This window comes from Carnobacterium sp. (assembly GCF_045617425.1).
GTDB lineage: Bacteria > Bacillota > Bacilli > Lactobacillales > Carnobacteriaceae > Carnobacterium_B.
The window spans coordinates 1-13,370 of sequence record NZ_JAZLIO010000001.1; the positions used below are offsets into that span (position 1 = coordinate 1).

Sequence of the window (13,370 nt, forward strand, 5' to 3'; positions counted from 1 at the left end):
TATCTCTTTAGAAGATATTATAGTTAAATTACATCCACGAACAAAAAATATGGAACTTAGAAATGAAATTAAAGAATTTAAATCAACTATGCCGTTTGAAATCTTTAATTTAAACAACAGTATGAAGGATAAGGTGCTAATTTCAGTATTTTCAACAGCGTGTTTAAATCCTAAAATAATGTTCAATGAAGAACCAATAGTTATATTGTTATTTAAATTATTAGATTTAAGTACTATGACTAACTTTAATAAAACAACTTATGATATTGCGTATAATGTAAAAGAAAGTTACACTTCAAAAAGATTTTTTATTCCAGAAACAACTGAAGAACTAGAGTTTATACTTAATAGTATTTCTAGCCTTAAGTAATATTATTTTAAAAAAAGTTGTTTTGTTTCAAAATAATGTGTGGAGGAATTAAATGAAGTATATGAATTTACTAAAAAATAATATATTAGTGAAATCTAGTTTGTGGTATACTATTGGCAACTTTTTTATTAAAGGAATTAACTTTTTAACGATTCCAATTTTTACTAACATTATGACTGTTGAAGAATATGGATTAGTGAACAATTTTATGGCGTTAGCATCTATTATGGTCATAATTATTGGTTTAAGCTTGCAAGGGGCTATAAATAATGCGAATTTTGATTATAAAGAAGACATAAAAGCTTTTATGTCTTCAATACTTTTTTTGACTTTTTTAAGTTTTCTATTATTTATCTTTGTAGGTAATTTTTTGTACTTTTATCAAAATTCTTTTTTTGACATTACACAGTCAGTATTTAATCTTATGGTTTTCTATAGTTATGGGAACTTTTTAATTACTTTTATTTCAGGATATTTTACAATAAATGTTCAATATTTTAAATTCTTAACTTTATCCGTAATTAGTACAATATTTAATATTGGTTTATCTTTAATATTTATTTTAACTATATTTAATAATAATCATTATTTTGGAAGAATAATAGGTGGGACAGTTGCTTTCAGTGTGGTGGGGCTAATAATTTTTGGATTTATTATGTTTAAAGGTAAAAAACTATATGATAGAGACTATTGGAGGTATGCATTGAAGATATGCTTACCATTAATTCCACATGCTCTAGCTAATGTATTATTAGGACAGGTTGATAGAGTGATGATTAATTCAATAGATGGACCATTTGCTGCAGGTATATATTCTTATATTTATAATTTAGGAATAATCTTGAGTGTTGTGTGGGCGTCTGCTAATAATGCTTGGGTACCTTGGTTTTATTCAGAGCTTAATAAAGGTAACGAAAAAAAAATAAAAAATGTATCCAATTATTACACAATGGTTTTTGCTATAATAACGCTAATATTCATGTTAATTATGGTGGATGTAGCAAAGCTATTAGCACCACAAGAATATTTAAAAGGTATCCCTTTGATAATACCAATATTATTAGCTTATTATTTTCAGTTTCTATACAGTCTTCCGGTTAATGTAGAGTTTTATTCAAAAAAAACCTTTTTTATTCCAATTGGGACTGTTATTGCAGCGTTTCTAAATATCATACTAAACATGATATTCATTCCTAATTTTGGATATATAGCTGCTGGTTATACTACTGTACTTTCTTATTTTATCCTATTTCTATTCCATTACAATATTGCCAAATTCGTAATAGGTAAACAGTTATTTGATACAAGAATGATTGTCTTAATTACTAGTGGAGTCGTTATAGTAGCCATGTTGTTTTTTTCTTTATCTAATTTCTTTATTATTAGATATATGATTATGATAATGTTAATTATTTTTTTATACTCTTATGTAAAAAAAATAAAAATGGTTAAATAAAATATAAAATTAATCAAATATATATAAGTTTATCGTTATTTTAAAGCATACCTTAACTAAAGGTAAAGGATTAAAATTAGATAATATGATTATTTTAATTAATTGTTAAAGTATATTATATTAAAAAAAAATATAGAATGGAGAAAATATTATGGGGAAAGTATTAGTAACAGGAGCAGATGGTTTTATTGGAAGCCACCTTGTAGAAGAATTAGTAAAAAAAGGGGAAAAGGTAAGAGCATTTGCCTATTATAATTCATTTAATACTTGGGGATGGTTAGACAGTCTTCCTAAAGAAATATTAAGCCAAATTGATGTTTTCACAGGGGATATCCGTGATCCCAATGGAGTCAGAGAAGCAATGAAGGGGATTGATACGGTTTACCATTTAGCAGCATTGATTGCTATTCCGTTCAGTTATCATTCACCAGATTCATATGTAGATACAAATATTAAAGGTACTTTAAATGTATTACAAGCTGCAAGAGATTTAGGGACTAATCGTGTTCTAGTAACATCTACATCAGAAGTTTATGGAACAGCTCAATACGTGCCAATCGATGAAAACCATCCTTTCCAAGGACAATCTCCATACTCAGCTACTAAAATCGGTTCAGATCGTATGGCCGAATCTTTTTATAGAAGCTTTAATATGCCCATTACAATTGTTCGTCCATTTAACACTTATGGTCCAAGACAATCAGCTCGAGCAGTAATCCCAACAATTATTACTCAATTATTAGCAGGAAAAGAAGAAATTAAATTAGGTTCTTTAACACCAACTCGTGACTTCAACTACGTAAAAGATACTGCTAACGGTTTTATTACCTTAGCTAAAGCTGAAAATACAATTGGTGAAGAAATAAATATTGCAACACAACAAGAGATTTCCATTGGTGAATTAGCAAATGAGATGATTCGTCAAATTAATCCCAATGCAAAAATTATTACAGATGATGTAAGATTACGTCCAGAAAAAAGTGAAGTTAACCGTCTTTTAGGTTCTAATGCAAAAATTATGCGTTTAACAGATTGGAAGCCAACTTATACCTTGGAACAAGGTTTAGCTGAAACAATTGAATTCTTAAAAAATAATATGGATAGTTACAAAACAGATATTTATAATATATAGGAGGCTTTCATTATGGAAAGAAAATTTATCCCATTATCTGTACCCAATATTAAAGGTAATGAATTAGAGTACGTCACTGAAGCAGTAAAAGATGAGTGGGTATCCACTGGTGGAAGTTACATTGAAACATTTGAAAAAAATGTTGCAGAATATGTACATGTTGAAAAGACAGTGGCTGTACAGAGTGGAACAGCAGGATTGCACTTAGCATTAATCCAAAGTGGGGTAGGTTTAGGCGATGAAGTCATAACAGCTACATTAACCTTTATTGCGGCTGTTAATCCTATACGTTATGTCGGAGCAGAACCCATTTTTATGGATTGCGATGACACATTGTGTTTAGATCCAATTAAAGTAGAACAGTTTATCGAAGAAGAATGTACATTTGAAGAAGGTAAATTAATCAATAATCGCTCTAAAAAACACATAAAAGCAATTCTAGGAGTACATGTTTTTGGTAATTTATTAGATATGGAAAAGTTGATGAATATAGCTAATAAATATAACCTTAAGTTTATTGAAGATGCTACTGAAGCATTAGGATCTTACTATACAAATGGATCATACAAAGGGCAATTTGCTGGAACAATAGGAGACTTTGGTGTGTTTTCTTTTAATGGAAATAAAATTATGACAACCGGAGGCGGGGGTATGATTTTAGCTAAAAATAAAGAGGACTTAGATTATGTTCGCTATCTTTCAACACAAGCAAAAGATGATACATTAAATTTCATCCATGGCGATGTTGGCTATAATTACCGCATGACTAATTTACAAGCGGCCCTTGGAGTAGGTCAACTAGAACGTTTAGAAGATTTTATTGCTACAAAAAAAGCAAATTATCATTTATATAAAGAACTTTTAGAAAGCAATGAAAAAGTTGAGTTAATGGAGTTTAAACAAAATATACGCCCAAATTATTGGTTTTATGCTTTAAACATTAAAGGGAATCCAGATATTCAATTGTTTATCCATAAGTTACAAGCTGAAAAGATTCAAACTCGTCCTATATGGGGATTGATTCATGAACAAAAACCTTATAAAAAGTCCCAATCTTATAAAATTGAAAAAGCGGATTATTATGTCAATCATATTTTGAATATTCCTTGCAGTTCAAACCTTACTCAAGAAGAGGTTTGTTATGTATCGGAATGCGTAAAGGAATTGCTATAACAAGGAGGATATTATGGAAATTAAAGAATTTATTGTTTCGGAAAATACAACTGTTAAAGCAGCAATGGAACAAATGGATAAAAATGCTCATAAAATTATTTACGTAACAACAAATAATGAGATAATAGGTTCTTTGTCTGATGGTGATGTTAGAAGATATATCCTTAAAAATCAATCTATCCAAAATGAAGTTATTGAAGCTATGAATCCTAGTCCTATATTTATTTTTAAAGATGCAATAGATAAAGGAAAAAAATTGATGGAAGAAAAGAAAATTGATTCAATTCCAGTATTGAATGACGACAATTCTATTAGAAATATATTATTTAAAACAAGTGAGTCAGTAAAAGGAAAGAAAATTAATCCTCCAGTTGTTATTATGGCAGGTGGTAAAGGTACAAGATTATACCCTTATACAAAAATTTTACCTAAGCCGTTAATACCAATTGGAGATACTCCTATAATGGAGAGAATTATCGAAAGATTTTATGAATATGGTTGCAAAAATTTTGTTATAAGTGTAAATTACAAAAAAAATATGATTAAAAGTTACTTTAATGAAGAAATAAGAGACTACAAACTTACATATATTGAAGAGGATAAGCCTTTAGGGACAGGTGGAAGTTTATCTTTGATGCGTGAATATCTTAAAGAAACATTTTTTGTTTCTAATTGTGATATTTTAGTGGATACTGACTACACAGCTGTAATGGATTACCACAAACAAAATAAAAATGATATAACGTTTATTGCTTCTATAAAAAATACACAAATTCCCTATGGTGTTTTAAAATTAGATAACGAAGGATTACTTGAGAGTACTGTCGAAAAGCCTGAATACAGCCATTTAATCAATACAGGAATGTATTTGATAGAACCAGTAATATTAGAATTTGTATCAAATGGTGAGTTTGCTGATTTACCAAATGTTATCATGAAAGCAAAAGATGCTGGATTTAAAGTAGGTGTTTTTCCAGTAAGTGAAAATGCGTGGTTGGACATGGGACAAATCAAAGAAATGGAAAATATGATTGATAGCTTGGGTGTTAGGTAAATGGAGAAAATACTTTTAATTGGTGGCGGTGGTCATTGTGAAAGTGTAATTGATTCTATTATGGAAAACTCTTCTTTTGATATTATTGGTGTATTAGATACACCGGAAAAAGTTGGAGAAACTATAGGTGGAATCCCTATTATCGGTGTTGATGAAGACTTGCAAAAGTGGCGTAATAAAGGCATTCAAAATGTTTTTATTACGTTAGGCAGCATTGGTCACACACAATTGAGACAAAACCTGTTTCAACAGGCTAAAGAACTTGGATTCTCTTTTCCCGTTATAAAAGATAAAACGGCAATTATTTCCAATAGAACAACTATAAATGAAGGGACTTTTATTGGTAAAAGTGTAATTGTAAATGCATCTGTAGAAATCGGTAAGCTTGCAATCATAAACTCTGGTGCTATCGTGGAACATGGTAGCACTATTGGTGATTTTTGCCATCTAGCCCCAGGATCTACTCTGAGTGGTAATGTGATTATTGGTAAATCAACACATATTGGAACCAATACCACTATTATTCAGGGTATAGAAATAGGCAAAGATACCATTATTGGCGCAGGAAGTGTCGTTATTCGTAATATAGGAAGCTTTAAAATAGCTTACGGAAATCCATGTAAGGAGGTAACTAATGAATAAAGTATTTATTATCGCAGAAGCTGGTGTTAATCATAATGGTAGTATTGAACTTGCCAAAAAATTGATTGGAAAAGGTGCAGAAGCTGGTGTTGATGCTGTCAAATTTCAAAGTTTTAAAGCAAGTAAGTTAGTAACAGTGAAAGCTAAGAAGGCTGATTATCAAATAGCTAATATCGGTAGTAATGATGAAAATCAATTTGATATGATAAAGAAATTAGAATTAGATTATGATAAACATCAAGAATTAATGGATTATGCAAACTCTAAAGGTGTCATGTTTTTGTCTTCCGCATTTGATTTGGAAAGCATTGATTTATTAGTAGATTTAGACCTTAGTGTATTCAAAATTCCTTCAGGTGAGATTACTAATTTACCTTATCTAAGAAAAACTGCACAGACAAAAAAACCAATCATTTTATCTACCGGTATGGCAACTCTTGGCGAAATAGAAGCCGCTTTAGAAGTATTAAAAGATAACGGAACTACAGATGTTACGGTACTTCATTGCAATACAGAGTATCCAACACCGATGAGTGACGTAAATCTTACTGCAATGAATACGATGAAAGATGCATTCAAAGTAAAGGTAGGTTACTCAGATCATACTCTAGGAATTGAAATTCCAATAGCAGCTGTCGCACTTGGAGCTGTAATGATTGAAAAACACTTTACTCTAGATAAAACTATGGAAGGACCTGATCATAAGGCGAGTCTTGAACCAGATGAATTAAAAAAGATGGTTAAAAGTATTCGTAATATTGAAGTGGCATTAGGAACGGGTGTTAAAATACCTACAGAATCTGAAAGAAAAAATAAACCTATTGCGCGTAAAAGCATTGTTGCAAAAGCACCTGTTAGGACAGGCGAAACTTTTTCAGAAGAAAATTTAGAGATTAAACGTCCAGGAACAGGGATTTCTCCTATGTTATGGGATGAGATCATTGGATCAAAAGCGACTAGAGATTATCAAGAAGATGAGTTGATTGAGAAATGAAAAATATTTGTGTAGTGACAGGAACAAGAGCTGAATATGGTCTATTGATGCCTCTACTTGAGCAAATAAAACAAGCTGAAGATTTAGAATTACAATTACTGGTTACAGGCATGCATTTATCCCCAGAATTTGGTTTGACTTACAAATTGATTGAAGCAGAGGGCTATACTATTAACGAAAAAGTAGACATCTTATTAAGTTCTGATACACCTGTTGGTATTTCAAAATCAATGGGACTTGGTATGATTGGGTTTTCTGAAAGTTTTGAACGTTTACAACCAGATATGCTTGTACTATTAGGAGATCGGTATGAAACTTTTGTAGCCGCAACTGCAGCCTCGGTTGCTCGTATTCCAATTGCTCATTTACATGGTGGAGAAACAACGGAAGGTGCTTTTGATGAAGCATTCAGACATGCTATTACTAAAATGAGTTGGTTGCATTTTACAAGTGCGGAAGAGTACCGTAAACGTGTGATTCAACTTGGAGAAAGTCCAGAACGCGTATTCAATGTTGGAGCAATTGGAATTGAAAATATTAGAAAAATGCCTTTAATGGGTAAAGATGAGTTAGAGAAAAATTTAGGAATAGTTTTCCAAAAAGATTTATTACTGGTAACCTTTCATCCGGTGACTTTGGAAGATGCTACTTCTGAAGTTCAATTTAGAAATTTATTAAGTGTATTAGATACTATTGAAAATACAACAATTATTTTTACAAAGGCAAATTCTGATACTGATGGACGTATTATTAATGAAATGATTGATGATTATACAAATGAGCATTTAGAAAATACTCTTGCATTTACTTCTATGGGTCAATTAAGGTACCTAAGTGCTATGAAATTAGCTTCAGCAGTTGTCGGGAATTCTTCTAGTGGTATTATAGAAGCCCCATCTTTTAAAGTTCCTACAGTTAATATTGGAGATCGTCAAAAAGGTAGACTGCAAGCAGAATCAGTTATTAATTGTGATCCAAAATCCGAATTAATAGAAAATGCTATAAAAAAATCACTTTCAGAAAATTTCAAAATAAATATAAAAAATATGCATAATCCATATGGAAATGGAATAGTAAGTGAAAAGATTATTACAGAAATTAGTAAATCATTAGAAGGAAAAATAAGCTTAAAAAAAAGTTTTTATGATTTGGAGATTTAGTATGTTTAGAGGAAAAAAAATAATAGCTATTATTCCAGCAAGAAGTGGATCTAAAGGGCTTAAAGATAAAAATATAAAGTTGTTAAATGGAAAATCTTTAATAGCATATACAATAGAAGCAGCAAAAAATGCTCAAATATTTGATGATATTATAGTGTCTACAGATTCTGAAAAATATGCTGAGATTGCTAAAAAATATGGAGCTTCCATCCCATTTTTGAGACCCAAAAGTTTAGCTAGCGATACTAGTGCGTCTAATGATGTCATTAAATTTACAATCAATGAATTAGAAAAGAAAAATATAACATATGACTATTTTATGTTATTACAACCTACATCTCCATTGAGAAATAAAGATGATATCGTTAATGCCTTAGAGTTATTATTTGAAAAAAATGGAAAATCAATTGTGTCTGTATGTGAATCAGAACATTCTCCGTATTTAATGAATCAATTAAATGAATCATTAAGTATGGAAAATTTTTTATTAGAACATAACAATAAAAGAAGGCAGGAACTGACACCTTTTTATCGCCTTAATGGTGCAATATATTTGTGTGATGTTGAAACTTATAAAATTAATAACAGTTATTATGGCGAAAAAAGTATCGCATATATAATGGATAAAATTCATTCTATTGATATAGACGATGAAATTGATTTTAAATTAGCTGAGCTACTATTAAAAGATAACATTATGAGCTAATTTAAAATTAGGGACTTTAATAAACTATTATTAATAATAGTTTAAGCAGTGTGGGTGCTAACTCATGCTGTTTTTTATTTAAAACAATTTTAAAAACCTACAAGACCCTCTAACCTATAAAACTCGCTTGCGAAAGTTTTTCCTCTCTATGTTATACTAATTAAAAACACATTAACGAGGAGTATTAGCATGAAAGTAGTGATTATAGGAGCTTCTTTTGCTGGAGTAGCAGCGGCTTTAGAAGTACGAAAAAAATATTTTGATGCAGAAATTATTCTGTTGGAAAAGCAGCCTACTTTGGGATACATTCCGAATGGACTGCATTTATACTGGGAAAATAAAATTGCTGACTTAGATGCAGCTTATTTTATTACGAAAGAACAATTGGAAAAGCAAAACATCCAGTGCTGCTTAGAAGCATCTGTTGAGAAAATCGACACAACCCACAAAACAGTCCACTATATGTTTCATGGACAAGAAGCGACGATCACTTATGATAAATTGATTATTGCAACGGGTTCAAGTCAATTGTCGCAAAAAATCAGTGGCAGTGATGGCGAGAACGTCTTGAAGTACAAACGGCATCATGAAGCAGAAGCTGCTTTAGCTAAAGTTGATGCTAGCAGAAGTGTAACAATTATTGGAGCAGGTCAAGTTGGAGTGGAAGCAGCTGATTTGTTAAGCAAGCAAGAAAAGCAGGTAACGTTGATTGAGAATATGGACTATGTGTTATTCAAATATTTTGATAAAGACATGATCCAACCAGTCCAACAAAAAATGAGTGAACAGGGTATTAATTTGCGCTTGAATCAAACGGTTTCTTCGATTGAATCTGAAGCGGATCAATTGGCAACGATTCGATTTGGAAATGAAACCGTTATGAGTGATGCCGTTATCTTAGGTGTGAATGTGAGACCGGACTTGCATTTTCTAGATGAACACATCAGGATTCATATGGACCAAACGATTGCAGTTGATCGGTATATGCGGACGTCGGTAGAAGATGTTTTTGCTGTGGGGGATTGTATCCAACTCGCTTATGGAGAAGAAGAGGAAACAGTGTATATTCCACTTGTAAATAATGCTGTCCGTACAGGAATCGTGGCTGCTAATAATCTTATTCAACCAAAAATGGCTTTCAAAGGCTCTTTGCGCACGATTGGAACCTTCATATTCGGGTATTATATTGCTAGTACAGGTATGACGGAAGCCGAGAGTGTATTTACTGATCAAAAGGTGAAAACCTATCGTCAAAAAGTGCGGTTAACTAGTCTGCCAACTAGCGATACCGTAACGATTAAATGGGTCTATGATGCAACTAGTCATATTTTGCTTGGTGCTCAGATGATTTCAACTTCTGACATTTTAGAAAAGATCAATACATTAGCGTTAGCCATTCAAACAAAACAAACGATGGAAGACTTGCAACAAAAAGACTATTTCTTCCATCCTTCGTTTTCCCAAATGATTTCGGCTACTAACTTTGTTTCATGGCCAGAAGTGAGGGATGACGGAAATGAAAATTGAACACTTTTTGGAGAAAAATGAAATCAGAGAAGTCACGATTTTTAAACAACTCGTACTGAACGGTGGGAGGCTCTCTTATGCGGATATGGTAGAGTATCTATCTGTTGCTAGAGCTTCACTGGATAAAGACTTGGAATCTATCTCTTTTCGAATTCAAGCTCTTAAAGATCAAGTACAGGTCAATTATGACGGACAATACATTTCCTTAACCATGAGTGATAAGTTTTCTTTACCGCAAATTCATCAACTCTACTTGAATCAATCAATCAAAGTGAAACTGGTTCGGTTTTTATTTAAGCATCAGGAGTTCTCAATTACTCAATTGACACAAAAATTGATGATCAGCGATTCATCCTTATTTCGTAAAATTAAAGAGCTGAACAGCTACTTGAAAGAGTTTGGTGTCAAAATCCGTAATGGGCAGTTGCACGGTGAAGAGTTGCATATTCGGTATTTCTATTTTCAATTTTATAGCTATATCGAGGATAAAGAATCCCTTATGACTTCACATAACGACAAGCAGATTACTCAAATGGTACAAGCTATGGAAAGTTCCTTGCAAGTTACGATTGAAACAGAAAACAAACAACGTCTAAATGTTTGGATGCTTATTAGTAAAAACCGCCTTACTAGCAAAGAAAAGAAGTATGCACATTTGCGCGAACTGATGCAGCCTTACTTAGAGGATCTGCTATACCAAAAAATTCGAATCATAGTTTTGCGTTACTTTAGTCGTTATTCTATTGAAGTTGATGAAGAAGAAGCTATGCTGCACTTTGCTTTTTTGTTGGCTTTTCCGATATTGAGCGAACACGATTTTCATGAGTATACGTTGGAGCGTGATCGTCGTGCACCTATTGCGACAATGGATGCGTACATTGTTGAAACCATTATTATCCAATATAAATTCCGCAAATTGCCTTATATGTTGGAACGTGATATGCACTACCATCTTTCTCATATTCACACAAAACTGTACTTCTTCCAAGGAGATATGGAAATTTATGATTATGAAGGAATGTTGGCTAAAGAAAAACAATTTACCGGCAGAGATCTCGTTTCATTTGCAGAGACACTGATTGCTATCAGTACAACTAAATTTGGCATCAAAGAAGTGGAAGACAATAGTCTGTTGAAAATAGGATTGCTAAAATACATCAGTTTATTGGCGATTGTTACGTTGAAGATGACGACCATTTTGCAAGTAGGAATTGATTTGAAAATGGAAGCAATTTTTACGGAGACACTCAATCAGTTGCTTATACTGAATATGAGGCATATCAATGGCATACATGTTGAAGCTTATCACCCAGGTAAAGTGTACGATCTCATTCTCACTAATGAGAAACCAGTTGATAAGGACATTTACGGTAAATCTAGGGTATATGTTCTCTCTGAAATTCTATCTTCTTTTGATATGAGAAATATTCAAAAAATCATTCAAGAATTCAATTTATAGAACAAGCTCAGTGAAAATACTGCAGCTTGTTCTTTTGTTTTCCTGGCGTAAAATTTATTCGAAAAGGCAAAACCTCTCAAAAAATTTCAAAAACTAAAAAAAGATGACGTTTTCTTTCTAAGAAAAACGGTTACAATAAGTTTATTAAGAAATCGCTTGCAAAAGCATAGGAGGAAATTTAACATGACAGAGAAAAAATACATTATGTCCATTGACCAAGGAACAACGAGTTCAAGAGCAATTATTTATGATAAAAAAACAAATACGATTGGGAGCTCGCAAAAAGAGTTTACTCAAATTTTTCCACAAAGTGGTTGGGTAGAACACAACCCGAATGAAATCTGGAATTCAGTACAATCGGTTATTGCTGGGGCATTTATTGAATCCGGTGTCAAACCTGCAGAGATTGCTGCAATCGGGATTACAAACCAACGTGAAACAACAATCATCTGGGATAAAAAAACAGGACGTCCAATTTATAACGCAATTGTTTGGCAATCACGCCAATCAGCACCTATTGCTGCTAAATTAAATGAAGATGGACATTCTAAAATGATTCATGAAAAAACAGGGTTGATCATTGATTCTTATTTCTCAGCTACTAAAATTCGCTGGATTCTTGACCATGTAGAAGGCGCACAAGAGCGCGCTGAAAAAGGTGAGTTGATGTTTGGAACGGTGGACACATGGTTAGTATGGAAATTAACGGGTGGAGATTCATTCGTTACGGATTATTCAAATGCCAGCCGTACAATGTTATTCAATATTCATAAATTAGAATGGGATCAAGAAATCTTAGACTTGTTGAACATTCCAAGCGTTATGATGCCAGAAGTGAAATCCAACTCAGAAGTTTACGGAAACACAACGAACTACCATTTCTATGGAGCGAATATTCCAATCTCAGGAATGGCTGGAGACCAACAAGCTGCTTTATTTGGTCAAATGGCTTTCGAACCTGGAATGGTGAAAAACACTTACGGAACGGGTTCATTTATTGTCATGAATACGGGAGAAAAACCACAATTATCAGAAAACAATTTGCTAACCACGATCGGTTATGGAATCAATGGCAAAATTTACTATGCTTTAGAAGGAAGTATTTTTGTATCAGGATCGTCAATCCAATGGTTGCGTGACGGATTAAAAATGATTGAAAATTCAGCTGACTCAGAAGCACTTGCTAAAGCGTCTAAAAACGACAACGAAGTATTTGTGGTACCAGCCTTCACGGGTCTTGGAGCACCATACTGGGATTCAGATGCACGTGGATCTGTCTTCGGGTTGAATCGTGGAACAACGAAAGAAGATTTTGTTAAAGCGACTTTACAATCGATTGCTTACCAATCACGCGATGTTATTGATACAATGAACAAAGATGCAGGTATTGATATTCCATTATTGAAAGTAGATGGCGGAGCTGCAAATAACGACTGGTTATTGCAATTCCAAGCAGATATCTTAGGTACAAAAGTTCAACGAGCACACAACTTAGAAACAACTGCTTTAGGTGCAGCATACTTAGCTGGTTTAGCTGTTGGATTCTGGGAAAGTATGGACGAAATCAAAGACATGTACGAAGAAGGCGGTATCTTCGAACCAAAAATGTCAGATGCAGAGCGCGAAAAACTATACAAAAACTGGAAACTAGCCGTTAAAGCTACACAAGTATTTAAGCCTGAAGCATAAAAGGAGGA

12 protein-coding genes are annotated in these 13,370 nt (G+C 32.7%); all 12 read left to right on the forward strand.

Features of this window, described 5'->3' with window-relative positions:
- The coding region (locus tag ACKI3H_RS00005; protein WP_407370233.1) for a hypothetical protein at window positions 1–370 on the forward strand (370 nt) is incomplete at its 5' end.
- Window positions 371–422: 52 nt separating this feature from the next.
- Complete coding sequence (locus ACKI3H_RS00010) at window positions 423–1,826, forward strand: lipopolysaccharide biosynthesis protein (protein ID WP_407370234.1); 1,404 nt, start codon at window positions 423–425, stop codon at window positions 1,824–1,826.
- Between the two features lie 151 nt (window positions 1,827–1,977).
- Window positions 1,978–2,958, forward strand: a complete 981-nt coding sequence (locus ACKI3H_RS00015) for an NAD-dependent 4,6-dehydratase LegB (protein ID WP_407370236.1) — start codon at window positions 1,978–1,980, stop codon at window positions 2,956–2,958.
- A 12-nt stretch (window positions 2,959–2,970) separates the two neighbouring features.
- Entirely contained in the window at window positions 2,971–4,131 is a 1,161-nt protein-coding gene (locus ACKI3H_RS00020) for a LegC family aminotransferase (protein ID WP_407370238.1), read from the forward strand.
- 13 nt (window positions 4,132–4,144) lie between these two features.
- Window positions 4,145–5,185, forward strand: a complete 1,041-nt coding sequence (locus ACKI3H_RS00025; protein WP_407370239.1) for a nucleotidyltransferase family protein — start codon at window positions 4,145–4,147, stop codon at window positions 5,183–5,185.
- Window positions 5,186–5,827, forward strand: a complete 642-nt coding sequence (locus ACKI3H_RS00030; RefSeq protein ID WP_407370241.1) for an acetyltransferase — start codon at window positions 5,186–5,188, stop codon at window positions 5,825–5,827.
- On the forward strand, window positions 5,820–6,821 hold the full coding sequence (gene neuB, locus ACKI3H_RS00035) for an N-acetylneuraminate synthase (RefSeq protein ID WP_407370242.1): 1,002 nt from the start codon (window positions 5,820–5,822) through the stop codon (window positions 6,819–6,821). The genes ACKI3H_RS00030 and neuB overlap by 8 nt, the downstream gene beginning before the upstream one ends.
- On the forward strand, window positions 6,818–7,981 hold the full coding sequence (gene neuC, locus ACKI3H_RS00040; protein ID WP_407370244.1) for a UDP-N-acetylglucosamine 2-epimerase: 1,164 nt from the start codon (window positions 6,818–6,820) through the stop codon (window positions 7,979–7,981). Before neuB ends, neuC begins: the two co-directional genes overlap by 4 nt.
- Before the next feature lies 1 nt (window position 7,982).
- Entirely contained in the window at window positions 7,983–8,687 is a 705-nt protein-coding gene (locus ACKI3H_RS00045) for a cytidylyltransferase domain-containing protein (protein ID WP_407370245.1), read from the forward strand.
- Window positions 8,688–8,876: 189 nt separating this feature from the next.
- Complete coding sequence (locus ACKI3H_RS00050) at window positions 8,877–10,214, forward strand: FAD-dependent oxidoreductase (protein WP_407370246.1); 1,338 nt, start codon at window positions 8,877–8,879, stop codon at window positions 10,212–10,214.
- Window positions 10,204–11,673, forward strand: coding sequence for a helix-turn-helix domain-containing protein (locus ACKI3H_RS00055; RefSeq protein WP_407370247.1), 1,470 nt, complete (start codon window positions 10,204–10,206; stop codon window positions 11,671–11,673). Before ACKI3H_RS00050 ends, ACKI3H_RS00055 begins: the two co-directional genes overlap by 11 nt.
- A gap of 183 nt (window positions 11,674–11,856) precedes the next feature.
- Complete coding sequence (gene glpK, locus ACKI3H_RS00060) at window positions 11,857–13,362, forward strand: glycerol kinase GlpK (RefSeq protein ID WP_407370249.1); 1,506 nt, start codon at window positions 11,857–11,859, stop codon at window positions 13,360–13,362.
- Window positions 13,363–13,370: the final 8 nt, after the last annotated feature.